Raw genomic sequence first — 21,782 nt, 5'->3', positions numbered from 1 at the left:
CAGCAATGGACAACAACCAATCATTAGATCCCAGGGTAAACCGGCTCAAACTCAACGCTTCCGGCGAAGGAGCCATCGTACAGGAAGGAGAGAACTGGAATGCATTCGAAGTATTTCACCAGGAAAAACGCGGCGCACATCATGAACACGTAGGTTGCGTGCATGCCCCAAATGCACAGATGGCACTCATCTTCGCAAAAGAACAATTTGGCCGCCGTAAGAAATGTGTAAACCTATGGGTAGTACGCAGTGCAGACATCCTTGCTTTCGATGCGGAAGATGAAGACATGTTTGCCAACAACGGCGAAAAAACCTATCGCGATGCAAGCGGGTTCAAAGTCATGGAAAAGATCAACAAATTTAAAAAAGAGGCGAAATAAACATGATCAATACAACGGCAATCAGCAACCTGCTCACCGTCATGGCGGATGATGCACTGATCCAGGGTCACCGGAATTCAGAGTGGACCGGCCTTGGCCCTATTATGGAAGAAGACATTGCTTTTTCATCCATGGCGCAGGACAAGATCGGCCATGCATGGGCTTTGTATAAGATCATACAGGAAGAATTGAAAGGCAGTGATCCGGACCAGTTCGCTTTCCTCCGTAATGAAAAAGACTATAAATGCTGCCACTTTGTGGAACATCCCAATGGCGAATATGACTTCAGCCTCATGCGGCATTTTTTGTTCGACCATGCGGAAGCTATCCGGTATGAACAATTACAACAAAGCAGTTTCCAGCCTTTGCAGCCACTCGCAAAAAAACTCAAAGGAGAAATAAAATACCATACCCTGCATGCCAATGCCTGGGTATCACAATTATGCCGCGCAGGAGAAGAAAGTCATGCCAGGATGCAATCTGCACTTACGGCCTGTTTTCCGCTGGCACTTGGTCTTTTTGAACCAGGCGGCGAAGCAGAGCAGATACTGATAGCAGAAAAAGTATATCCCGGCGAAAAAGCACTGAAGGAAATGTGGCAGGACAGGATCTATAATATCCTCACAGCAGCAGCATTAAACCTCCCGGATGAAAACACAATAGAACCCGTGTATGGTGGCCGGAAAGGATATCATACCATCTACCTGCAGCCTTTACTGGAAGAAATGGGGGCCGTATTCCGTACAGACCCTGCAGCAACCTGGTGATCATGGAAGTGAATGAACAAAATATCTATAAAGCGCTGGAACTGGTCATGGACCCGGAAATTCCCGTACTCAATGTGCTGGACCTGGGCATGATCACTTCTGTTACCTTTTCAGATAAAGGGGTACATGTTAAAATGATCCCCACCTTCGCCGCATGCCCGGCCGTTGAACTGATCCGGCGCAACATCCGTTCCGTATTGCAGGATCAGCTGCACACAGAGATAATGGTGGAAATAGATAAGGAAGAAAGCTGGAACAGCAACCGGATGACGGAAAGCGGAAAGGAAAAACTAAAGAACTTTGGCATCACACCGCCTAAGCCCTATAACGGAGAGGACTACTCGGAATACTTCCTCGGCACTACCTGCCCACATTGCAATGGCAACGATACTTACCTGCGTTCCCCATTTGGCTCTACCCTCTGCCGCGCCATTCATTTCTGTAAAGATTGCGGCCAGGTGTTTGAGCATTTCAAACCGCTGGATTAATTAGTATATTGCCATCATGAAAATTGGTTTATACTTTGGTTCTTTCAACCCTATACACACGGGTCATATGATCATCGCCAATTTTATGGCCTATCATACGGACCTCGATAAAGTTTGGTTGGTAGTATCTCCGCACAACCCTTTGAAAGCATCTTCCAGCCTGCTGAATGAACATCATCGTTTTCACATGGCCGAAATGGCAGTGGCAGACGAGCCCCGTTTAAGAGTCAGTAATATTGAATTTTCTTTACCTCGCCCTTCCTTCACTATAGATACTTTAACTTATCTCACAGAGAAATTCCCCACCCAGGAGTTTGTAGTGATCATGGGCAGCGACAGTTTTCAGAACATCTCCCGCTGGAAGAACTATGAACAGCTGATAGCCCGGTATGCTATTTATGTATATAACCGTCCCGGCCATGAGATCAAAGAAACCTACGGTGCCAATGTGAAGTTCGTGAATGCGCCGATGCTGGACATTTCCTCCAGCAACATCCGCAAATGGATCCAGGAAGGCAGATCCGTGCGGTACATGGTACCCGATGCTATCTGGAAATATATGGCAGACAATAACTATTATAAGGGCTGATCAACAAACTGTGGAATTAATCCCCCGACTTTTTCACCTGCTTTTCTTTGGAATGTGCCGTTTTCACAATTTTAACTTCCCGTTTTTTAACGAGGTATTCATTGGAATAGATCTTTAAAAGCACAATAAACAAGGAGATCAGCAGCGGCCCGAATATCAGTCCGATAAACCCAAAGAGGCTTACACCTATGATCACACCAAAGATGGTGATCAATGGATGCACATCCCCGATCTTTTTAGCCAGCATCATCCTGAACAGGTTATCAGAAGTTCCCACCGCACCAAATCCATAGATCAGGATCGCAACACCCTGCCATGTTTGCCCGGAAGAAAGGAGGAAAACACCCATGGGCACATATACGGCGGCAGCCCCAATAATAGGGAGCATGGCCGTAAAGCACGTTACCACAAACCAGAACATAGGCTCCGGCACGCCAAAGATCAGGTATCCTATCAAAGACACGATCCCCTGTATCAATGCTATCAGCGGAATCCCGATGGCATTGCTCACTACCATGTTCTTCATCTCTTTCCCCAGCAATTCCACGTTCTCATCTTTCAGCGGAATATATTCATAAAGGGCCTCTTCCATTTCCCGCGCATTCACCAGCATGAAATACAATATAAAGTACATGATGGCAATAGCCGTGAGCGTATTGAAAGTGGCGCCCACAAAGCCCGGCAGCACATTGGTGATAGTTTCCTGTATTTTCTGCAAACGGGCTTCCGTCATCAGGTTAACCCCCAGGGATTGCTGCATTTGCTGGTTGAATTTTTCCAGCCCTTTGATCAGTTCAGAAGAATGGGTGATGGCATAAGTTACCTTAGAGGTGAGCATGTTCACCAATCCCCCGATAGGCAATAGAATGATCAGGAAAGATAAGACCATAATCAATGTGGCAGCCCAGCTCCTGCCCCATTTGCGTTGCTCCACCAGGCGGAACATCCACTTCCTGGAAAGCACATAGAGTGTTACCGCACCCAGGAAACCAGGGAAAAATGCATACAGCTCTTTAAAAAGGATGATGCCCAAAAATGCAAGGATCAGTAAAAATACAACCTGTTTCAGGCGTTCATTGTCGAGGTAGCTCATAGTGGATCTTGTGGGTGGTTATATCAAACCTACGTGATTTTGAGTGGATCACAAAGTATGCCAGTGCACCACCGGAGGGAAATATAATGCTGTTTTAACAACAAAAGAGAGGAAGTGAACAATTATGGAACAAAGTTTGTAACCTTTAATGCGGAGTAGATGGAATCCCCAACACTCCCCAGAACCCAATCTTTCACTTTAAAAATTCTTAACTATGAGCAGAAGTTCAAAAGCGGTGGTGTCTTTTATTGTAGGAGCTGCCGTTGGCGTAGCCGTGGGTTATTTCCTGAATTCAGACAAAAAAGATGAACTGGTAGAAAAATTAAGATTCCAGGCGGATAAGTTGAAAGATAAATTCCGCGCTAAAAAACAACAATTTGAAGATGCCATGGAAAATGAATTAACTTAAGGATTCCTTTTTAGCATCTAAAAAATCAAAGCATGGAAGATAATTTTTCCAACTATTTTTCTGAGACGGGCAAGGTGGCCAGGGAATACGTGGAAACCCGGCTCGATCTCATTAAACTGCAGGCAGCAGGAAAGCTGTCGAAAGCGTTAGGTCTGTTCTTTTCGCTGCTCATGGCTTTCCTGCTGTTCTTTTTTGTGGTCGTTTTCCTCGGAATGATGTTAGGTTTCTGGATAGGCGAAAAGTACAACAGCTTCACACTGGGCTTTGCCTGGGCTGCGGGCTTTTTTATCTTCCTGTTCGCCCTCATATTAGTATTCCGCAAAAGCCTCATCCAGCGCCCGCTCGCTAACCTGTTAGCATCCGAACTGGTAGAAGAGATAGAAGAAATGGAAGAGAGGAATGAGGAAAAGAAAAAAGCAAAAGATCAAATGGCACAATAATACTTTCCAAAACATGCCTAAGAAAAAAGTAACTAATCTGGCTATGCTTGAAGAGGAAATTCTCCGCCTCAGGCAAAAGAGCCGTGGGCTGGAAGACCAGCTGGGAGAGCGTGTAGACCATTTCAAGGCCAATTACAGATCCATGGCCATGAACAGCGTGATCCCCGGTGTGGCCAATAGCGGTGTGCTTGGCTTTGTAGGTAAAGTAGCGCAAACAGCCTTCAAAAGCGGCTCCGGTAAATCACTGCTCACCAGTGCGCTGATGACAGCACTGGAATTTATTGCTGTACGGTTCGGCGTAAAACTCGTGAATAATTTTCAACAGAAAAGACGGCGCAAAAAGGCACAAAAAGCAGCGGCTAAAGAAGCAGAAGAAGAGTGATCCCAAGCTGCAACAGAGAACAATCTTAGCCCCAAACCTTTGTTCCTTCACTGCAATTCGCACAGATATCAATGTGCTTACGCCCCTTGATGATCTGGCTGCGGAAGTTCACATAACTTTCATTATGCCACAGCGTTTTGAAGTTGGTCGATTTCAGGTCTCCCAGTTTATGTGTGGCGTCTTTATCAAAGCAGCAGGGCACTACCAGGCCATCCCAGGTAATTACCGGGGAATGCCATAAGCGCCAGCAATGGTCTTCCATCGTATTTTTAATGGCATAAGTTCCATCTTCATTTTTACGATAGCGGGAATACTTATCTATGGTAGGGATCAGGCGATTGCCTTCCTCATAATCATATACCTGCGCCGTTTTAAACCGCACCTCGTCTACCCCCACTTCGGCAGCTAACTTCTTGATATCTTCTATCTGGTGCTCATTTGGTTTAACTACCAGGAACTGGAAGAACACAAAGGGTTTTTTAGAGTTCAGCTCCTTTTTCCATTTCACAATATTCTTCGCGCCCTCGATCACTTTATTCAGGTTCCCGCCAACACGGTATTGTGTATACACATCCTGTGTAGTACCATCTATGGAAATGATCAGCCTGTCCAGTCCGCTTTCCACTGTTTTCTTAGCATTGGCATCCGTGAGATAATGCGCATTGGTGGAAGTAGCGGTGTAAATCCCTTTACCGGAAGCATATTTCACCATATCCAGGAAAGCCGTGTTCAGGTAAGGCTCTCCCTGGAAATAAAAGATCAGGTACAGCAGGTCCTTATGCAGCTCATCAATGGTTTCCCGGAAGAATTTATTATCCAGCATACCTGTAGGCCTGGTAAAAGCCCTCAGCCCGCTGGGGCATTCCGGGCAACGGAGATTACAGGAAGTGGTAGGCTCAAAGGAGATGGAAATAGGAAAGCCCCATTGAATAGGTTTCTTTCTCCACTTGCTCCAGTAGAAACTGCCCAATACTTTTCCCGCGTTCCAACCGCGGCGGAAAGTAAATTTTGACAGAAAGTTCAACGAGTCATTCAGGTTCAGTTTCGGCATAATTCGGGCCTCTTTAGGAGCCTAAATTTACTACAACTCTGCGGGCTTTCATGCATAGCACAAAAAATTGCCCTATACTTGCTCCTGAATTTCATAGCACACCAGTAAAGAATGGCAAGAAGTAAACGCGTGCGGAGGCGCCCCTTTATCTACATTTTTGTGTTCATCAGCCTGGCCGGAGCTGCCGCCGCTGCTTGGTGGTGGCTGCGTACAAAAGAACCCATGACCTTTGTACGGTATGAGGAATTTGGAATAGATATGCCCGTGAATTACTCCGTACATGGCATTGATATCTCCAAATTCCAGGGAAATGTGAACTGGATGGCCGTAAGGCAAATGCAGGTAGATGAAATTCGTATATCCTTTGCCTTTATTAAAGCCACCGAAGGGATCAGCCGCCAGGACGGTACTTTTCAGCGGAACTGGGAAAAAGCCAAAGAAGCCGGCGTGATCCGCGGAGCCTATCACTTTTTCTATTCCACCCGCGATCCTATCAAGCAGGCCATCAATTTCAGGAATGTGGTACAGCTGGAATCAGGAGACCTCCCCCCGGTGCTGGACATCGAAGTACATAACAATCAGCCTCCCGCCGTGATCCGCAGCACAGCCCGCATCTGGCTGGAAGACATGGAAAAGGCCTACGGCGTAAAACCCATTATCTACACCAATATTCATTTCTACGAAAAATACCTGGGTAAAGAATTTGACGATTACCCGCTATGGGTGGCGCATTATTATCAGAAAGATAAACCCCGCAGTGCCCGGAACTGGGTTTTCTGGCAGCACAGCGATATCGGGCATGTGAACGGCATCAGAACAACCGTGGATTTTAACGTTTTCAGGGGAGACAGTACTGAGCTCCTAAAGCTCTGTATTCCGTAACTTTACTACTATGGAAGAAGAACCAAAAGATAATTTCGACTGGAAGCTTCTGCAATTCTTTGTGAAGATCATCCGCACCATCTTCATTGGGCTGATCCTGATGATGATCGATATTTTTATGGGCATGTATCTTGGCTTCGGCATCCCGGAAGAATCCACGCCCACCAGGTTAACACTATTCTACATCTGGTTTGGCCTCAGCATGGGGGCTTATATCTATTTCCTCTGGCGCTTATGGCGAAAGAAAATGCCCGCCCCCTGATCTTATCTTTTATTGTTTGGAAGAAGTGGCACCGAAAGTCTGTGTCCAGATATTTCCTGCACGCGCCACAGCTACATCTCTGTAATTAGCATTCATGATGTTCTTGCAATGCCCTGCACTTTTCAACCAGCCATCGATCACTGCCAGTTCTGTAGCAGGCCCTGAAGCAATGTTTTCACCAGACCAGGAGGCTTTATAACCAGCATTTGCAATGCGGGTTTGCGGAGTGCTGCCATTAGGACTGTTATGCGCAAAATATTTACGGGTCTGCATATCCTTACTATGGTTGGCAGCAGCCAGTTCCAGGTAAAGGTTCCATTTAAGCGGCTCTACCGGCGGCATCACTTCACCACCACAATTACATCCTTTGGTACGCACATTATTTATAAGAGAAAGCAGCACTTCTTTATTGACGTTGTTCTCAAACACAGGAACTGTTCCTGGTTCTTGTGTATTGGGTTCTTCCGGCAGTTGCGGCTCCAGCGGTGCTTCTTTAGTGCACGCAGTAGCGAACAGCAGAATGGAAATAACAAAAGGTACTAAGCGGTTATTATTCGGTAACATGTAAATCCCAGTTAAAATAAAAAATAGGTACTGGGTTCTTAATAGGAAAAAGGCTAAAACAAAACGAATGGTTCTTTCAGAGGAGGAGGGTTAAAAAGGAAGAATAGATCTTTAATTCCGGATCAAAGATAACCTGCCGGCCGGAATAAAGCACTGGGAGCATGCAAAAAATATGTTAATGAAAATAACAGATTACAGATCAATGTAGTATGAGCTGTAATCTGTATATAATCCGCTAGAACGCTTTAGGGACGGCCATTTCCTGGCTCCAGAAGTTGCCCACCTTAGCAACCCCCATTTCACGAAAACTGCTGGTCATCAGCACTTTACAGTGGGTTACACTTTTGAACCAACCATCTACTACGGTACGCTCATTGAGCACGCCAAGGGCAATATTTTCCCCCCAGGCCTTCCAGACATACCCCATACTGGCAATTCGTTTTCCACCATTTCCTCCCTCGAGGTCATTATGACTGAAATAATTATTCTCGAACATATCCTTGCTATGTAAATACGCCGCTCTTTCTAATGGCCTGCTCCATGTAATAGGTGTGGCGGCTGCCATAAATGTATCGCCACAATTACATCCTTTTGTGCGGATGTCATTTACTAATGATATTAATAACTCCTGGTTAACCGGGTTATTCATTACAAACGTTGTGTCCTTAATAGGTGGCGGCGGTGGTGGTGTTACTTCCATTAACGGAGATTTACTGCATGCCACAGAAAGTAATACCCATAACGATGCGCCCGCGATCATTGCAGGGCGTACGATTCCCTTCATCATGTTTTGATGATTTAAAAAAATGAACAATAAAACCTTGATGGTTTACAGGAAGGCTACGGTAAAAAATAAGATGGCTTCACGGAGATATGCGAAAAAAATACCACTTGTCTGATTGCTGTGTCTTTTGGGAGAACAAATGGATCACCAGACAAATTTGAACGGCATAAGCGTTTGCAAAGCTAATGCCTGAATCACCTTTTGAGCCTTTCCTGCTTGTAAATTTTCTGTTAACATGTTGATTGTTAAGTGCTTGCAAATGTTTTCATAGGCAATAATGTATAGGTTCATGTTAAAATACTATCATGGTTTGGGCATAGGCAAATAGTAACAATTCCAGACTTTCGTTTATATAGATATGATAGCTCACCAAATATATAAAATAATAATAAAATGTAAAAATATAAATGTCAGCCGCAAGGTTGAATAGATGGCCCGGAATTTGAATTATTTGATGCTTAGATCGTATTTTTAAACCCTCTTATATCAGCTATAAGATTTATATTAACTGTTACACATTGCTTGACTTCTTCAAAAGCTTTTTTTTAAAGTACAGCACGAGAAAAATTCGGTATGCAGCACAGGACTACAACCTGATTTTGGAGCAGCATACCGTCAACGGCATTCCTTTGGAGCACCGTTATCTTGGAAAGCTTACACTTTCAAGCGGCTTTGTTGTGGCATGTGATCCACTCCTGGGCCTGCATGATGCATTACCATTTACACGTAAAGTCCCCACAGGTGAGTATCCTGTTTACATGGTCCTTTCCGGCAGCGGTAACCACCGCAAGAATACTTTGATCAAACTGGAACTCTCTGATAAACGGGCAGTCCGTTGGGAATTGGCCATGGTACCCGGCCAGTCTTCCGGCCACTCCTATATTGCAGATATATATTATGGTTTCACCGTGGATGCCGGCATTGGTTGTATCTGCGATGCCCATACACAAAAACACTATAATAGTTACCTGGAACGTTTTTTTAAAGACAATCCGAACGGCAATATTTATGATTCACTCTTTGCTTCTGCATTTGCACGCAACGGGATAGAAGAAAATCATAGCTTTAATTTCTATCTCCCGGCACGCCCGCAACAAAACGTGATCATGTTCCATACCGGTTACGGCGATGGAATTTATCCCGCTTACTGGGGATTGTCTGAAGAAGGAGATGTTTGCAGTTTTGTGATCGATTTTATGGTACTCTAAATTATTCCGCCCATGTTAGCCATTCGTTTATTGCTGCTCCTATACCTGGCGCAAAACAATGAACTTGCAGAAGGAGATATCATCTTCCAATCCAATATTTCCCCGCAATGCCAGGCCATTGAATTAGCCACGCATTCCAAATACAGCCACTGCGGCATCTTATTTAAGAAAGGGAAAGACTGGTATGTATGGGAAGCTGTACAGCCTGTAACGCAAACACGCCTGGAAGAATGGATCCTACGGGGCGACAAACATTTTGTTGTGAAACGCCTTATCGCAGATTCACTGATCACCACTGCCGTGGTCAAAAGAATGCAGGACGCAGGCAATAAATACATGGGGAAAAGCTACGACAGTTATTTCGAATGGTCGGACGATAGGATCTATTGCTCTGAACTGGTGTGGAAGATCTATAAAGAAACGATGGGTATAGAAGTGGGTAAACGCAATCCACTGCGCAGTTATGATCTCAGCCATCCGCTGGTAAAAGCCACATTGAAAGAAAGGTATGGAAAGAATATTCCTTTAGAAGAAATGATGGTATCTCCCGGTGATATCTATGAAAGTCCACTATTGAAAACCGTGGTTTCTCAATAAAAGAGAACTCTCTTTCTTTTTAAATGTTATATCCTCATGAAAAAGCTTCAACTATTCCTCCTGGCAGGTGCATGCAGCTTGGCTGCTTGCCAGAATGCTCCTAAAACAGCTGTCACAACTGATAGCGCGCAGGCTGCTGTTAATGCAGATGGTTATTACGAAGCCAGCCTGGCCGCAGCATCCTCTCCCGGAAGATTAATAGGCCTCACGCTGAAAACCACAAACGATGCGGAAATGACCACGGACTATCTCAACAACACCCCTGAAATTGTGCAAATGGGTAACTGGTCTCCGCTGGACAGTGGAAAATACCTGATCACACTCGTTACCGTAGGCAGCGGCAATCCTCAAAAAGATTCCCTGATCTTTAAACAGGATGGGAATGATCTTCGCTATATAGGAGATGATTACGGTTCGGACGGATTAACGCTTATAAAGAAAGAGAAACCCGCCCCCACCACAAAAGAACTGATCATCTGGGTAAAAAATGAAACAGAATGTGACCGTGGCCCCGGATTCGGCAAAACCAAATGTTACGATGTGGTGTACGGAGATAAATTACTCCCCGATGCAAAATGGGACAGGCTCTCCGAACCGATAGACAGCTTCAGCTATGAAAAAGGGAACATCTATAAGCTGAAAGTGAACCGCATCCCCCGCGATCCCCGTATCCAGGACGTAGGTGCTTATGAGTATAAACTGGCAGAAGTGATCTCAAAAGAAAAGGCAAAGTAGGAGATTCCAATTCTTGACATAGGCTCGACATAGGGTCAAGATAGGGGAATCCTATAAGACTCCTATACCTGACATGGGCTCAACACAGGGCAATCCTATAAGGACCCTATACCCATCCTATAGCCAACATCTCTCCATGCACATCTCTTTAGCACAAAAGCCACCTGTCCTCTATTTCAATGCTGCAAACTCCGGCTTATGGAAGAACCCAAACCAGAAGGCAAAATCTTCATTTTGCTCCAGCAGCCCAAACTGATCAAAGATCTCATGGGCAAAACCCACTCCCGCTGTGCCATTGGCCGTAATCACCTGTTGATGCCTTACCGCGCCTTTTTGTATATAATTCGCCTCTCCTTTATAAGAAGGTACCGCATCCTTTAATAAGCCCAGGTCGTTGCTGGTATGCCGGATGTTATCCAGGAAACCCTCCGATGCCATATATAAGGTGGCATCGCAGATAGCCGCTACCGTTTTTCCTTCTCCCAGTGCTTCTTTTATAAAAGGAGTGATCTCCCGGTTCTTTCCTTCAGACCATGCAGCCCCACCGGGAATAATAATAAGATCAGCCGTATCCAGTTCCGCGAGGGACAACTTGGGCACAATGGTAAGATTACCTGCAGAGGTGATCGCTTTCCCATCAAGAGAAAAGGTCTGTACTTCAAAATCAGTGAACTGCTGTAAGCCGGCAACTGCGAGCGCCGGTTCCCAATCAGAATATCCATCGAATACGAAGAGGTAGCAAAGTTTGTTTTTCATGACGTCTGTTTTTATTGACAGTACAAATGTCCTGCCGGGGAATGACAGCCTTATGTCAGCAGAAAATGAGGTATATGAGAAAAGTCATTGTATTTTTTGCGCATAAAGCGCTAACTTGCTCCCTGAAATATCTTAAAACTGTATATCATGTTGTTGAACGTTCTACTCAGCTCTGGCTATGAGCTCGGCAATAAAATCGGCCACTACGGCGCCTGGTTTTTCATCATCCTGTTTAGCCTGATGTTTTTGTATGCCATGGTGAAATACGTTAAACGTTAATCAGACAGCTCAAAATATTTGAAAAGAAAAGGCCCCCGATGCAATCGGGGGCCTTTTTATATGAAGTAGTTTAAAACGCTTCTGACAGAGAAATATAAAATCCGCTCTGCCGTTTCTCTCCCGGCCTTTTTTCTCCCCATCCATAATCCACCCGGAGCGTGATCCGTGCTGCCTTATCATAGAAGTAACGCACTCCCAGTCCATAATTGGGCTTTAACCCAGCAGTAGTAAATCCGCCATTCTTGAACACCGTACCTGTTCCGGCAAAACCTGCCAGCGCAAAAGTGGGCTTCATATCAATGAACCAGAACTTAATATGTTTCTTAGGGTCTAAGAAATAACGATACTCGGCTTGCGCAGCCAGGTAATTCTGATCACGGTAACGGCCAGTATAGTAACCCCGCATAATGTTATCATTCCCCATTTCCGGCATCAGGTAAAAAGGCAATGTATTACCCTGCAGGGAATGCCCGTAAGCATTCAGCCCCAGCGTGCTTTTGGCTGAGATCGGTATAAAATGACTGGCCTTCAGCTCCAGCCGCCATAAAGGATGTTTGCTTAAAAATGCAGGTGCGTAGGATACATTGGCCCGTACAAAGGTTCCCCCGGTGCAGTAATTCTGATTATTCCGGTTGTCGTACACACCCGTAACTCCCAGGAAAGTAGCGTAACCACCTTCTTTATCCTGCAGATCCGCAAGTGGGTAAACGCCTTTCTGCTCATCTACCGTGAACCGGTCGTGCTGGTACATCAGGGAAAGCCCTGCATAAAAATGGCTGGTTACTCTTTTCTCTGCTTCCACGGAGAACTTGTACCGTTTATTCCCTACCAGGGAACGGTTATTATATTGTGTGGTATCTCCCATTCCGTAGAAATAGAAGGGGAAATTATGATAGCGGAAGTTTGTTTTTATGTGGAGGTTGTTATCCTTCGTCCAGTTTTCGAAACGGACGTCAAACTTGAACTGGCTATTAGTCGTAAAGGTAGAAAGTATACTGGCTGTGGAGTTCCGCGTCCAGGGAGAAGGGTTCTTTTTATCTGAATAGTAGGAGTAAAGCGCGGCTACGCCGAATTCAAAACCCTTTTCGGGAGAAAAACCAATCACCGGTATCGGAAAAAGACTGTTTCTGCGCGCTGGAATAGAATCCGGCAGGGGAGAATCCTGTGCCTTCAGTCCCGAACCCGCCAAAAAACAGAGAGATAGTGCCGAAATGGTTTTACGCATCTGCGCAATATGCAAAAAATTCCCGAGGTACGAACAGCCCGCTACCCTTGCAAAGCCTTAACGGACATGATTTAACACTTTCTTACCACGTATAAAACCGGCTATCAGATTAATGATAAATAGAATTTGTCCCGGAATAAAGAGAAATAGGAATACGGATGCAACGGCCCACCAGAAGTATGCGTCATCTAGTAATCTAAGGACGTCTCCGCTTTTTATCGGCCGCTGTTGAATATAAAACTGCCAGGCCGACCCTGCAAGAAACATCATCCCGGTACTGATAACATGAAAGTATTGGAGACTGCGTGATTGCCGATAACGGTCAGTCAGAAAGTAAATAACTGTTTGTAAAAGAAGGAATCCACCCACAAATATGCCTGCCTGAAAATTGCTCACTATAAAGTAAGTATCATACAACTGAAAATCCAATGTAAAATCAGCTGTAAGCCCTCCCACGATAATTATCAGCAAAGAAATAATAAGCAGCATCTTTTTAGGCTGGGATAAAACACTCATAAGTTAAAAGTATTAAATTTCTGCATTCTTCCTGATATCCTCAAACCGCCAATCCTTCACCAGCTTCCCATTTTCAAAAACCGTCTCCAGCACATCGGGCAGTTCTGGGTTTTCATGCAGCCCCACTGTTTTATATCCATCGGAATCTCTCACCAGCTTGAACTTTCCCGCTTTGGATTTTTTAAAGGAAGTCCGTAACGCTCCGGTTGCATCCATTTCTACCGGGGATTTAGAAACATCCACTTCTTCCCCATTAATCTCCGCATAGGAACATTTCAGCGCAAACTCCTGCGTATCCCTGTTCACCTTTTGGATCAAAGCCCCGCCCATACCCAGCACAAGATTCTCCGCACTGATCCCTGCCTCTTGCAACGCAGCATAGATCTCCCGGATAGACTGTAAATTAATTCCATCCCCCTGGATCACCCGGACCTGCGGTGGCAGTACTTTGTAGCCCTTTTCATTCAGTGCAGAACCAAATTTATCCATCAGTATCTCAAACACCTTCAACAATGTTCTCACGGGATCCCCGGAATCCGGCCTGATCACCAAGGTGCCCTTCCTGGCCAGCACCTGGTCTTTCAGCAAAGTGCCCCAGTATTCCTCACAGGCCCGGAAGATATTATAGGAATCAGAAACGCAGGCAACCGTCCCTTCCGGAAAAGTATCCAGCACATGTTTGAATATTTTCGCCTCTCCGGCTTCACCCAGTAAAGTAACAATAGAATGTTCCGTAGCCGGAATGGAAAGCCCCGGGGCCCTGAAAGCATGATAATATCTTTTCGCAAAAGTGGATGCCGCAAGAGTATCACTGCCACTGAAGTTCACAAGATGTGCACTGCCTCCTAACCCTGCCGCCTCTACGGAAGTAGCGCCACGGAAACCAAAATCATTCAGCACAAAATCGATCCCCGCCTGCGAAGCCTCGCTGGCCGTAGCTTTGAAGTATTGGAGGATAATCTTCTTTATCTCCCGCGAAAGCGTTGCCACCGTATTCGGATACCAGACCTGCATTAACAGGGTTTCCAGGAAATTCGTGAGCCAGTAACATTTCGGGTCTGTATTCTCAATCGTCATCAGCACATTTTTCACGGGCACCACTGTTCCTTCCGGCACTGCTTTTATCCGCACGGGTAAATAGCCGCCATGTTTCTCCAGGATATATTGAAAACGCGCAGCCTCAAATACATCATCCCGGCCAAAAACTTCCGGCAACATTTCAGAGGCCTCTTTGATCTTTTCAGCAGTAATCACCGGACCTTCTAAATATGCTTTCAGCAAATACTGCAATCCATAAAATACCGTTTCGGAAAATAGCCCGCCACGACTTTCCAGGTAAGAGTAAATCCTGGTCGTGCCCGGAACATAGAGCTTATGATGGGAGTATTTGTAGGCGTCCGCGAGTAAAATAAGGTTCTCCATACTGTAAAATAAGCATTTAGCCCTTAAATGAAGAAACCCTTTGCAGGAAAGGGTTTCAGCTTTATTTATGTTCTTTGTACACAAATAACCACATTATATTCAATATTCATATATTATTTGTGTAAATAGGCTCTAAAATTTGAGGATCAATACTTTAGGAGAATATTTCAACGAAAGTGCCCTTTTCCTGTAATTCCGTGAATTTCTCCCGGTTAAAGCTAAATAATTGAGCCGGACGCCCTTGTAAAGGATGTTTTAATTTCTCCTGCTGGGTGGTCAGTAAACCCAGGCCATGGATCTTTTTCTGGAAATTCCGGCGGTCCACCATCCGGTCGTACAACCATTCGTAGAGTTTCTCGAGTTCGGAAACAGGGAACTTGGCATCGAGCAATTCAAAAGCCAGGGGTTCATGCCGGAAACGCAGGCGAAGATGTTCCAGTGCAGCAGCAATCACATCTGTGTGATCAAAAGCCATTTGTGGCAATTCTCTCACGGGATACCAGCGTGCTTCTTTGTTTCCCGCGCCCAGCGTAAGTTTGGAGGCAGAAGGTTTGATCAGCCCTACATGTGCCACACACAATACACGCCCACGCGGATCACGGTCCGGCGCACCAAAAGTTTTGAACTGTTCCAGGTAATTAACACGGAGCCCCGTCTCATCGCGGATTTCACGATGTACAGTGGTTTCCAGCGGTTCATCGTTTTGAACAAAACCACCCGGGAGCCCCCATTTAAAAATGTGAGGAGGGATACTGCGTTTACTGAGCAGTACCATCATGCCTTCCTTAGAGCTGAAGCGAAGCACTACGGCCTCCGCTGTCACCCTGATGTGTTGATGAACTGGCAAGGGATAATCGTTTTTACTGAATTACTTTTCTTTGATGTATTGTTCCACTTGTGCTGTGCCTTTGTGAAGGTTCACGAACAACGGATTTTTTGCCGGGTCAAAAACAATGATGGTATTGGATTCCCAGGCATCCTGTGGTGTTGGCAGCACCAGGTCTACCTGTAATCCATTTTGCCGGCGGAACATCAAACTGTCCTTTTTGATATACCTCACCGGGAATTGTTGTTCCTTTAAATATTGTACTAGAAGCTCTCTGCTGGCGTTAACCAAACTATCCGTTACGATCGGATGTTCACGCATCACAAAACATTTTTCACTGATCACATCGTAATTGGCCGTGTCTGTTTTTTCACGTGTAGGGTTACACGCAGTAAGCACTGCCAGTGTAAGTAGGAAGTAACGCATAATGCAAGTTATAAACTTAAAAACGGATGTCAAATACTTTCTCTTCTTTTCCGCGCTTTACTTTAACAGTCGTTTGGTCGCCGGCTTTAAATGTCGACAGGGCTCCCATATAAGTTTCCACATCGGTAACGGGCATACTACCCAGTTGAATGATCACGTCTCCCGTAGCCAATCCTGCCTTGCTGGCGGGCTTACCATCAGAAACCCCATCTACCCGCACACCTCCTTTGCTATAGGTATAGTCCGGCATAATACCCAGTGTTACCGTAAAACGGGTACTGCGGCCCATCTGCATTTCCCGGGTTTTGGTAAAAGCCAGGCGGGGCTGCGCATTGGTTTTTTCAATGATCTCATATACTGCTTTCACCACCGTCAGTTCTCCCTCATAATTGATCTTATCCGCGTCATCACTTGGTTTGTGGTAATCTGCATGGGTCCCGGTGAAAAAGAAAAGTACGGGAATATCTTTCCGGTAAAAGGAGGTATGGTCAGAAGGGCCGGTGCCGGAAGAATCATAACTTACTTTTAACCCTGAAGGCAGGCTGCTTTTGAGGATGGCCGTCCAGGAAGGGGAAGTGCCGATGCCGCCGATCTGTAAACCCTTATCATTATTGAGACGGCCTACCATATCCATGTTCACCATGTAATTCACGGATGTAATGTCTATAGTGCTGTGTTCTGTATAGTATTTACTGCCAAAAAGCCCCAGTTCTTCCCCGGAAAAAGCGATCAGCAGGTAATTGTTGTTTTTAAGTTTAGATGCCTTCAATAATCTGCCCAATTCCAGCAGGGCAGCTGTTCCGCTGGCATTATCATCTGCCCCGTTATGAATGGCCTTTTCGCTGGGGGCAAGGGAATTATGATCTTCTCCCAGTCCCAGGTGATCATAATGTGCGCCGATAACAACCGTATTGGCGGCTCCGTTATCGATATACCCTACCACATTGGTGCCGGTACGTTTGCTGTCTTTAAAATCCACTTGCATTTCTATCTGGAACCCGTTGGCATCATCTGCGGAAAAGGTTTTGCTGGCTTCCGGACCTACCCATACTGCCGGGATCGGCAAGGCTTCCAACTTTTCATCCAACCAGCGGGTAACGGTATTGAACTCCTCCGGGCCATTATAGAATACAATGCCGGTGGCCCCGTTCTTTTTAGCCTCTTTGGTCTTTTTTATATACAGCTCCATTGGAGAAGCATGTGGGCTTACCTTTTCATCCCAGGCCTTCACATTGTCCAGCCAGATATTATCCATTTCATTTACCCCCGGCAGCACTTCTCCCTTGGCGGCTTTTACAGCACTGAAGGGCAATGGCCTGTAATGTTCAGGTTTGATGGCCTGGTGGTTAATGTTAAATTTTGTGTTGGCGCCGGGTTCTTTGCCTTCCCGTACCGTGAAAGTTTGGAGGTACCCTTTATCCCCTTTGGGGCTAAGACCCGCCAGTTTCATCTGTTCTGCAATGTACGCGTAGGCCAGTTGTTCACCTTCCGTGCCCGTACGGCGCCCTGCCAGCTTATCACTGGCCAGGTAAGTCACATGCAATTGCAGGTTATTGACAGTTTTGCGATCAGCTTTCTTTTGCGGGTAAGCAACCAGCGTTATACAAACGAGTGGGAGTAACAGGTAACACTTTTTCACTGCATGGTAAATTTGAAGCAAAAATAATGGTAATCTCTGACCTAAAGTGGTATTTATCATAGGAATGTCTTACGCAGCCACCCCCTTTGTTTTATCGTCAAATTAAATACTAAATTTGCCGGGCTCCGGAACGAGTTACAACAAAACACCAAAAAATGAAGAACACGCCGTTTACACACAAACACATTGCACTGGGCGCAAAAATGGCGCCATTCGCGGGTTATAATATGCCCATCTCTTATACCGGTATCAATGATGAACACGCAGCCGTGCGGAATAGTGCAGGTGTGTTTGATGTAAGCCATATGGGCGAATTTATTCTCAAAGGAGAAAATGCCCTGGACCTCATTCAGCGCGTTACCAGTAACGATGCCTCCAAACTTACTGCCGGAAAGGCCCAGTACTCCTGCCTTCCCAATACAGAGGGAGGAATTGTGGACGACCTGCTGGTATATTGCATCGAGGAAAATAAAGTATACATGCTGGTAGTGAACGCCAGTAATATTGAAAAGGACTGGAACTGGATCAGCCAGTTCAATTCCAAAGGGGTGGAAATGCATAACATTTCAGACCAAACCTGCCTGCTGGCCATCCAGGGCCCTCTTGCCACCAGCATCCTGCAGACCTTAACAGACAAAGACGTAATCAATCTTAAGTATTACACCTTCGTAAAAGGAACTTTTGCCGGGGTGGAAAATGTACTGATCAGCGCTACCGGTTATACCGGTGCCGGTGGTCTTGAGATCTATTTTGAAGATAAGGACGGTGCAGCAGATAAGATCTGGGATGCTATTTTTTCCGCCGGAGCATCCAAAGGTATCAAGCCAATTGGCCTCGGTGCCCGGGATACCCTCCGCCTGGAAATGGGTTTCTGCCTCTATGGGAATGATATAGACGACCGTACCAATCCACTGGAAGCCGGTTTGGGCTGGATCACCAAGTTCACAAAAGACTTTACCGCCCGCCCCATCCTGGAAAAAATTAAGGCAGAAGGTGTTAAACAAAAACTGGTAGGCCTTGAGATGATAGATAAAGGCATTCCCCGCCATGATTATGAGATCAAAGATGCACAGGGCAACCTGATCGGCAGGGTTACTTCCGGCACACAATCTCCCACCCTCCAGAAAGCAGTAGGATTGGGATATGTGAGAACAGACTTTGCAACACTCGATTCAGAAGTTTATATTGCAGTGCGCGACAAGCTCCTGAAAGCAAAAGTTTCCAAGGTGCCATTCCTGTCTTAAGCAGGAAAAACCATACAATTTAGCGGGAAAGGGGAGCGTTATTGAAACCTATCATCTTTAGAACCATATCTTTAAATGCTATGCCGCTGATCCATCTTACCACGGTTATTCATGCTCCATTGCACAGGGTCTTTGACCTGAGCAGGAGTATCACACTGCACAAGCGCAGTATGGAACACTTAAAAGAAGAGGCCATTAAAGGAAGAACAAGTGGATTGATAGAATATGATGAAACGGTTACATGGAGAGCAAAGCACCTCAATAAAATGCGGCAGCTCACCATGAAGATCACGGCCATGCAAAAAGACCATTACTTTTGCGATGAAATGGTGGATGGTGATTTCACCTTTATGAAACACGAACACTTTTTCCGCGAGATAGCAAATGGAACCGTAGTAATAGATATCATGGAGTTCGGAACACCTTATGGCCGCATTGGCCGCTGGTTTGAAAAGCTCTATCTCAAAAAATATATGCGGCGGCTGTTAACGCTGCGCAACAATATCATCAAGGAATACGCAGAGAGCGAAAAGTGGCGGGTGATCCTTGATTAAAAAATAAAGAATGGACGAAATAACAAAACCAAGGCTGGAAGTATGCCTTTCGCCAGCCCTCCTTCACTTGTTCGATGTTAAGAACAGCATTGTTGTAATTATCGATGTTTTACGCGCTACTTCCACCATTTGCACTGCATTATACAATGGTGCGGCAAAAGTTATTCCGGTGGCCACTGTGGAAGAATGTGTAAGTATCGGCCGCCAGCTGGAAGCCATTACTGCCGGAGAGCGGGATGGTAAAATTGCCGAAGGTTTATTGCATGGCAATTCCCCCTTCGAATATCCTACAGAATTCATTGGCGGCAAAGTGCTGGTGCTTACCACCACCAACGGTACCAAACTTTTGCACATGGCCAAAGATGCCGTACAGATCATTACCGGATCTTTCCCTAACATCTCCGCTGTTTGCGAATACCTGATCTCCCAGGGACAAAATGTGATCCTCGGTTGCGCTGCCTGGAAAGACCGCGTAAATATGGAAGATACTTTGTTTGCCGGAGCAGTTGTGAGCCGCATCAAAGAACATTTTGACGTTAACTGCGATTCTGCAGTTGCCGCTGAAACACTCTACTACAGTGCAAAAGGTGACCTGTTCTCTTTCATGAAAAAAGCATCACACTTCCAACGCCTGGCCCGTTACGGACTGGAAGAAGATATAAAATACTGCCTTACGGAAGATGGTGCCAACATCCTGCCCATCTTAAGGAATGGTGAACTGGTCAAAGAAAAATAAAAAAGGCGCGGAGAATTTCACCGCGCCTTTTTTCTGTTCAAATGTTTTTAAGCGACCTGTCTTTTGAGTCGTAGGAAATTATCTGCTGAATAAACGCCGCCGCCGTTGAGCAAAAAGAATACGTTGATCAGCAGCATGGCAATCGCTCCTGTGGCATCTCCTAATGTAGAGCCGAGCGCAAACTTAAATACAGTAGCCACAATCATGGTGATCACCAGTGAAAGGGCCGCAAAACGGGTGAATAAGCCAAACACGAGCAACAATCCACCCAGGAATTCAGCAATAGTAGCCAGCAATCCCCAGAATGTGGGCCATGCACTGATACCGAAAAACTTCATGGAACCACCTACTCCCGTCCAAACAGGCTCACCGCCAGCTATCTTTTGCCATCCGAAAATAAAAAAGAGCACCCCAACGCCAATACGCAATATTAATAATCCGAGTTGTTGGGTCTTTGTGTTTTCAATAGAGGTTATATTCGCCATAGATTTAATTTATACAAAGGTAACAGCAGATGCCCCCGCCACTCAATGGATATTTTTTCGTTTGAGTTGCACTATTTTAGTAATACCAAAACCCTCAGCAGTATGACAAATTATATCTGCACCACTTGCGGCGTACAATATGAGTCCGGCACAACGCCACCACTCCACTGCCCCATTTGTGAAGACGACAGGCAATATGTAAACCCCGGCGGCCAAAGCTGGACCTCCCTGAAAGAGGTTGCCAAACAGCACCGTAATATCATAGAAAAGATCTCCCCGGACCTGTATGCCATCTATACTGCGCCAAAATTCGGCATAGGGCAGAGAGCTTATCTTGTAATAAGCCCCGGTGGCAATGTGTTATGGGACTGCATCACGTTATTAGACCCCAGCACCATAGACATCATTGAAAAACTCGGCGGCATCAAAGCCATTGTGCTTTCGCACCCCCATTATTTCAGCACTATTGTGGAATGGAGCGAAACATTCCAGGCGGATATTTATGTACATGCGGAAGATGCACACTGGCTGGGCCGGAGAAATAATAAACTGCGTTTATGGGAGGGGGATATAGAGCCTTTATGGGACCAGATCAAGATCGTACGTTGTGGCGGACATTTTCCCGGAGCCTGCATTTTACACTGGCCGGTTGGTAAGGGTACATTGCTGGTAGGAGATACCATCCAGGTATCCCCTAACTTAACAACCGTTTCTTTTATGTACAGTTATCCTAATAATATACCCCTGCCTAAAAAGGACATCCTGGCCATCGCATTTGCAGTTAAATTATTGCAATACAATGTGATGCACGGTGCTTTTGGCCTCAGTATCCGGGAAAATGCTACCGCTGTAATGGAACAGTCCGTAAAACGATACCTGCAGATCTATGAATAACGGATACCCGTAAACACCTCTTCAGCGCGCGCTATGTGAATTTTTATGCTTACTTTTGTGGATTGCCTTTTTATGAGCCATTTAGAGAAAAATTTAGTTCACAGATAGCAGGAATGGAGATGACGGAGCGTGGTCTTTTTGTTTTACAA

The 21,782-nt window shown here is 45.6% G+C and carries 28 protein-coding genes; 16 read left to right on the top strand and 12 right to left on the bottom strand.

Annotation, left to right across the window (positions count from 1 at the left end; genetic code table 11):
* Nucleotides 1-5: 5 nt before the first annotated feature.
* From AAHN97_RS24865 to nadD, 4 genes are read left to right on the top strand one after another with little or no spacing between them, the layout of a single operon-like run.
* The gene (locus AAHN97_RS24865; RefSeq protein WP_343304794.1) at nt 6-380 is read left to right on the top strand and encodes a 1,2-phenylacetyl-CoA epoxidase subunit B; all 375 of its coding nucleotides are present in this window, start codon (nt 6-8) and stop codon (nt 378-380) included.
* A 2-nt stretch (nt 381-382) separates the two neighbouring features.
* The gene (paaC, locus tag AAHN97_RS24860) at nt 383-1,147 is read left to right on the top strand and encodes a 1,2-phenylacetyl-CoA epoxidase subunit PaaC (protein ID WP_343304793.1); all 765 of its coding nucleotides are present in this window, start codon (nt 383-385) and stop codon (nt 1,145-1,147) included.
* A 2-nt stretch (nt 1,148-1,149) separates the two neighbouring features.
* On the top strand, nt 1,150-1,635 hold the full coding sequence (paaD, locus tag AAHN97_RS24855; protein ID WP_343304792.1) for a 1,2-phenylacetyl-CoA epoxidase subunit PaaD: 486 nt from the start codon (nt 1,150-1,152) through the stop codon (nt 1,633-1,635).
* A gap of 16 nt (nt 1,636-1,651) precedes the next feature.
* The gene (gene nadD, locus AAHN97_RS24850) at nt 1,652-2,224 is read left to right on the top strand and encodes a nicotinate (nicotinamide) nucleotide adenylyltransferase (protein ID WP_343304791.1); all 573 of its coding nucleotides are present in this window, start codon (nt 1,652-1,654) and stop codon (nt 2,222-2,224) included.
* A 16-nt stretch (nt 2,225-2,240) separates the two neighbouring features.
* On the opposite strand, the gene AAHN97_RS24845 is transcribed toward nadD, so the two are convergent.
* Entirely contained in the window at nt 2,241-3,317 is a 1,077-nt protein-coding gene (locus tag AAHN97_RS24845; protein ID WP_343304790.1) for an AI-2E family transporter, read from the bottom strand.
* Between the two features lie 214 nt (nt 3,318-3,531).
* Here AAHN97_RS24845 and AAHN97_RS24840 point away from each other — a divergent pair, with 214 nt between their 5' ends.
* The 3 genes from AAHN97_RS24840 to AAHN97_RS24830 are packed head-to-tail and all read left to right on the top strand — an operon-like array spanning nt 3,532 to nt 4,548.
* Nucleotides 3,532-3,726 (top strand): YtxH domain-containing protein, encoded by a 195-nt coding sequence (locus tag AAHN97_RS24840; RefSeq protein WP_074241613.1) that lies wholly within the window; start codon nt 3,532-3,534, stop codon nt 3,724-3,726.
* Between the two features lie 32 nt (nt 3,727-3,758).
* A complete protein-coding gene (locus AAHN97_RS24835; RefSeq protein ID WP_343304789.1) occupies nt 3,759-4,166 on the top strand; it encodes a hypothetical protein in 408 nt (135 codons plus the stop codon).
* Between the two features lie 13 nt (nt 4,167-4,179).
* Complete coding sequence (locus AAHN97_RS24830) at nt 4,180-4,548, top strand: hypothetical protein (protein ID WP_343304788.1); 369 nt, start codon at nt 4,180-4,182, stop codon at nt 4,546-4,548.
* A 25-nt stretch (nt 4,549-4,573) separates the two neighbouring features.
* On the opposite strand, the gene AAHN97_RS24825 is transcribed toward AAHN97_RS24830, so the two are convergent.
* On the bottom strand, nt 4,574-5,599 hold the full coding sequence (locus AAHN97_RS24825; RefSeq protein ID WP_343304787.1) for a radical SAM/SPASM domain-containing protein: 1,026 nt from the start codon (nt 5,597-5,599) through the stop codon (nt 4,574-4,576).
* Between the two features lie 111 nt (nt 5,600-5,710).
* Between AAHN97_RS24825 and AAHN97_RS24820 the strand changes: the two genes are divergently transcribed.
* Both AAHN97_RS24820 and AAHN97_RS24815 read left to right on the top strand, forming a co-directional pair.
* Entirely contained in the window at nt 5,711-6,481 is a 771-nt protein-coding gene (locus AAHN97_RS24820; RefSeq protein WP_343304786.1) for a glycoside hydrolase family 25 protein, read from the top strand.
* Between the two features lie 10 nt (nt 6,482-6,491).
* Nucleotides 6,492-6,743: a hypothetical protein gene (locus AAHN97_RS24815; protein WP_343304785.1), complete on the top strand. Its 252-nt coding sequence runs from the start codon at nt 6,492-6,494 to the stop codon at nt 6,741-6,743.
* A gap of 9 nt (nt 6,744-6,752) precedes the next feature.
* Here the strand turns inward: AAHN97_RS24815 and AAHN97_RS24810 are convergent, their stop codons facing one another.
* Both AAHN97_RS24810 and AAHN97_RS24805 read right to left on the bottom strand, forming a co-directional pair.
* Nucleotides 6,753-7,307: a CAP domain-containing protein gene (locus AAHN97_RS24810; protein ID WP_343304784.1), complete on the bottom strand. Its 555-nt coding sequence runs from the start codon at nt 7,305-7,307 to the stop codon at nt 6,753-6,755.
* A 235-nt stretch (nt 7,308-7,542) separates the two neighbouring features.
* Nucleotides 7,543-8,094, bottom strand: coding sequence for a CAP domain-containing protein (locus AAHN97_RS24805; RefSeq protein WP_343304783.1), 552 nt, complete (start codon nt 8,092-8,094; stop codon nt 7,543-7,545).
* 596 nt (nt 8,095-8,690) lie between these two features.
* Between AAHN97_RS24805 and AAHN97_RS24800 the strand changes: the two genes are divergently transcribed.
* The 3 genes from AAHN97_RS24800 to AAHN97_RS24790 are packed head-to-tail and all read left to right on the top strand — an operon-like array spanning nt 8,691 to nt 10,631.
* Nucleotides 8,691-9,299, top strand: a complete 609-nt coding sequence (locus AAHN97_RS24800) for a DUF4241 domain-containing protein (RefSeq protein ID WP_343304782.1) — start codon at nt 8,691-8,693, stop codon at nt 9,297-9,299.
* A 12-nt stretch (nt 9,300-9,311) separates the two neighbouring features.
* Nucleotides 9,312-9,896 (top strand): YiiX family permuted papain-like enzyme, encoded by a 585-nt coding sequence (locus AAHN97_RS24795; RefSeq protein ID WP_343304781.1) that lies wholly within the window; start codon nt 9,312-9,314, stop codon nt 9,894-9,896.
* A gap of 36 nt (nt 9,897-9,932) precedes the next feature.
* Complete coding sequence (locus AAHN97_RS24790) at nt 9,933-10,631, top strand: DUF4377 domain-containing protein (RefSeq protein WP_343304780.1); 699 nt, start codon at nt 9,933-9,935, stop codon at nt 10,629-10,631.
* Between the two features lie 171 nt (nt 10,632-10,802).
* Here AAHN97_RS24790 and AAHN97_RS24785 read toward each other — a convergent pair whose 3' ends face one another.
* The 7 genes from AAHN97_RS24785 to AAHN97_RS24755 all read right to left on the bottom strand — a co-directional run bounded on the left by AAHN97_RS24785 (nt 10,803) and on the right by AAHN97_RS24755 (nt 17,720).
* Nucleotides 10,803-11,387 (bottom strand): DJ-1/PfpI family protein, encoded by a 585-nt coding sequence (locus AAHN97_RS24785; protein WP_343304779.1) that lies wholly within the window; start codon nt 11,385-11,387, stop codon nt 10,803-10,805.
* A 349-nt stretch (nt 11,388-11,736) separates the two neighbouring features.
* Entirely contained in the window at nt 11,737-12,891 is a 1,155-nt protein-coding gene (locus tag AAHN97_RS24780) for a hypothetical protein (RefSeq protein WP_343304778.1), read from the bottom strand.
* A gap of 57 nt (nt 12,892-12,948) precedes the next feature.
* The gene (locus AAHN97_RS24775) at nt 12,949-13,407 is read right to left on the bottom strand and encodes a hypothetical protein (RefSeq protein ID WP_343304777.1); all 459 of its coding nucleotides are present in this window, start codon (nt 13,405-13,407) and stop codon (nt 12,949-12,951) included.
* Between the two features lie 12 nt (nt 13,408-13,419).
* Nucleotides 13,420-14,829: a nicotinate phosphoribosyltransferase gene (locus AAHN97_RS24770; RefSeq protein WP_343304776.1), complete on the bottom strand. Its 1,410-nt coding sequence runs from the start codon at nt 14,827-14,829 to the stop codon at nt 13,420-13,422.
* A gap of 154 nt (nt 14,830-14,983) precedes the next feature.
* Nucleotides 14,984-15,676, bottom strand: coding sequence for an NUDIX hydrolase (locus AAHN97_RS24765; protein ID WP_343304775.1), 693 nt, complete (start codon nt 15,674-15,676; stop codon nt 14,984-14,986).
* Between the two features lie 21 nt (nt 15,677-15,697).
* Nucleotides 15,698-16,081, bottom strand: a complete 384-nt coding sequence (locus AAHN97_RS24760; protein ID WP_343304774.1) for a hypothetical protein — start codon at nt 16,079-16,081, stop codon at nt 15,698-15,700.
* 16 nt (nt 16,082-16,097) lie between these two features.
* A complete protein-coding gene (locus AAHN97_RS24755; RefSeq protein WP_343304773.1) occupies nt 16,098-17,720 on the bottom strand; it encodes a M20/M25/M40 family metallo-hydrolase in 1,623 nt (540 codons plus the stop codon).
* A 155-nt stretch (nt 17,721-17,875) separates the two neighbouring features.
* On the opposite strand from AAHN97_RS24755, the gene gcvT reads away from it, so the two are divergent.
* The 3 genes from gcvT to AAHN97_RS24740 all read left to right on the top strand — a co-directional run bounded on the left by gcvT (nt 17,876) and on the right by AAHN97_RS24740 (nt 20,254).
* Nucleotides 17,876-18,964, top strand: a complete 1,089-nt coding sequence (gene gcvT, locus AAHN97_RS24750) for a glycine cleavage system aminomethyltransferase GcvT (protein ID WP_343304772.1) — start codon at nt 17,876-17,878, stop codon at nt 18,962-18,964.
* Nucleotides 18,965-19,044: 80 nt separating this feature from the next.
* A complete protein-coding gene (locus tag AAHN97_RS24745; RefSeq protein ID WP_343304771.1) occupies nt 19,045-19,518 on the top strand; it encodes an SRPBCC family protein in 474 nt (157 codons plus the stop codon).
* A 10-nt stretch (nt 19,519-19,528) separates the two neighbouring features.
* Entirely contained in the window at nt 19,529-20,254 is a 726-nt protein-coding gene (locus tag AAHN97_RS24740; protein ID WP_343304770.1) for a 2-phosphosulfolactate phosphatase, read from the top strand.
* Nucleotides 20,255-20,301: 47 nt separating this feature from the next.
* Here the strand turns inward: AAHN97_RS24740 and AAHN97_RS24735 are convergent, their stop codons facing one another.
* Nucleotides 20,302-20,739 (bottom strand): DoxX family protein, encoded by a 438-nt coding sequence (locus AAHN97_RS24735; protein WP_343304769.1) that lies wholly within the window; start codon nt 20,737-20,739, stop codon nt 20,302-20,304.
* A gap of 102 nt (nt 20,740-20,841) precedes the next feature.
* Here AAHN97_RS24735 and AAHN97_RS24730 point away from each other — a divergent pair, with 102 nt between their 5' ends.
* Entirely contained in the window at nt 20,842-21,633 is a 792-nt protein-coding gene (locus tag AAHN97_RS24730; protein ID WP_343304768.1) for an MBL fold metallo-hydrolase, read from the top strand.
* Nucleotides 21,634-21,782 lie beyond the last annotated feature (149 nt).

The organism is Chitinophaga niabensis (genome assembly GCF_039545795.1).
GTDB lineage: Bacteria > Bacteroidota > Bacteroidia > Chitinophagales > Chitinophagaceae > Chitinophaga > Chitinophaga niabensis_B.
This window is presented reverse-complemented; position numbering and strand designations above follow the sequence as displayed.

What these genes read in the sequence shown, in the direction of transcription:
- AAHN97_RS24865 (WP_343304794.1), top strand. Translation starts at nt 6, where the DNA reads ATGGACAACAACCAATCATTAGATCCCAGGGTAAACCGGCTCAAACTC.
- paaC (WP_343304793.1), top strand. Translation starts at nt 383, where the DNA reads ATGATCAATACAACGGCAATCAGCAACCTGCTCACCGTCATGGCGGAT.
- paaD (WP_343304792.1), top strand. Translation starts at nt 1,150, where the DNA reads ATGGAAGTGAATGAACAAAATATCTATAAAGCGCTGGAACTGGTCATG.
- nadD (WP_343304791.1), top strand. Translation starts at nt 1,652, where the DNA reads ATGAAAATTGGTTTATACTTTGGTTCTTTCAACCCTATACACACGGGT.
- AAHN97_RS24845 (WP_343304790.1), bottom strand. Translation starts at nt 3,317, where the DNA reads ATGAGCTACCTCGACAATGAACGCCTGAAACAGGTTGTATTTTTACTG.
- AAHN97_RS24840 (WP_074241613.1), top strand. Translation starts at nt 3,532, where the DNA reads ATGAGCAGAAGTTCAAAAGCGGTGGTGTCTTTTATTGTAGGAGCTGCC.
- AAHN97_RS24835 (WP_343304789.1), top strand. Translation starts at nt 3,759, where the DNA reads ATGGAAGATAATTTTTCCAACTATTTTTCTGAGACGGGCAAGGTGGCC.
- AAHN97_RS24830 (WP_343304788.1), top strand. Translation starts at nt 4,180, where the DNA reads ATGCCTAAGAAAAAAGTAACTAATCTGGCTATGCTTGAAGAGGAAATT.
- AAHN97_RS24825 (WP_343304787.1), bottom strand. Translation starts at nt 5,599, where the DNA reads ATGCCGAAACTGAACCTGAATGACTCGTTGAACTTTCTGTCAAAATTT.
- AAHN97_RS24820 (WP_343304786.1), top strand. Translation starts at nt 5,711, where the DNA reads ATGGCAAGAAGTAAACGCGTGCGGAGGCGCCCCTTTATCTACATTTTT.
- AAHN97_RS24815 (WP_343304785.1), top strand. Translation starts at nt 6,492, where the DNA reads ATGGAAGAAGAACCAAAAGATAATTTCGACTGGAAGCTTCTGCAATTC.
- AAHN97_RS24810 (WP_343304784.1), bottom strand. Translation starts at nt 7,307, where the DNA reads ATGTTACCGAATAATAACCGCTTAGTACCTTTTGTTATTTCCATTCTG.
- AAHN97_RS24805 (WP_343304783.1), bottom strand. Translation starts at nt 8,094, where the DNA reads ATGATGAAGGGAATCGTACGCCCTGCAATGATCGCGGGCGCATCGTTA.
- AAHN97_RS24795 (WP_343304781.1), top strand. Translation starts at nt 9,312, where the DNA reads ATGTTAGCCATTCGTTTATTGCTGCTCCTATACCTGGCGCAAAACAAT.
- AAHN97_RS24790 (WP_343304780.1), top strand. Translation starts at nt 9,933, where the DNA reads ATGAAAAAGCTTCAACTATTCCTCCTGGCAGGTGCATGCAGCTTGGCT.
- AAHN97_RS24785 (WP_343304779.1), bottom strand. Translation starts at nt 11,387, where the DNA reads ATGAAAAACAAACTTTGCTACCTCTTCGTATTCGATGGATATTCTGAT.
- AAHN97_RS24780 (WP_343304778.1), bottom strand. Translation starts at nt 12,891, where the DNA reads ATGCGTAAAACCATTTCGGCACTATCTCTCTGTTTTTTGGCGGGTTCG.
- AAHN97_RS24775 (WP_343304777.1), bottom strand. Translation starts at nt 13,407, where the DNA reads ATGAGTGTTTTATCCCAGCCTAAAAAGATGCTGCTTATTATTTCTTTG.
- AAHN97_RS24770 (WP_343304776.1), bottom strand. Translation starts at nt 14,829, where the DNA reads ATGGAGAACCTTATTTTACTCGCGGACGCCTACAAATACTCCCATCAT.
- AAHN97_RS24760 (WP_343304774.1), bottom strand. Translation starts at nt 16,081, where the DNA reads ATGCGTTACTTCCTACTTACACTGGCAGTGCTTACTGCGTGTAACCCT.
- gcvT (WP_343304772.1), top strand. Translation starts at nt 17,876, where the DNA reads ATGAAGAACACGCCGTTTACACACAAACACATTGCACTGGGCGCAAAA.
- AAHN97_RS24745 (WP_343304771.1), top strand. Translation starts at nt 19,045, where the DNA reads ATGCCGCTGATCCATCTTACCACGGTTATTCATGCTCCATTGCACAGG.
- AAHN97_RS24740 (WP_343304770.1), top strand. Translation starts at nt 19,529, where the DNA reads ATGGACGAAATAACAAAACCAAGGCTGGAAGTATGCCTTTCGCCAGCC.
- AAHN97_RS24735 (WP_343304769.1), bottom strand. Translation starts at nt 20,739, where the DNA reads ATGGCGAATATAACCTCTATTGAAAACACAAAGACCCAACAACTCGGA.
- AAHN97_RS24730 (WP_343304768.1), top strand. Translation starts at nt 20,842, where the DNA reads ATGACAAATTATATCTGCACCACTTGCGGCGTACAATATGAGTCCGGC.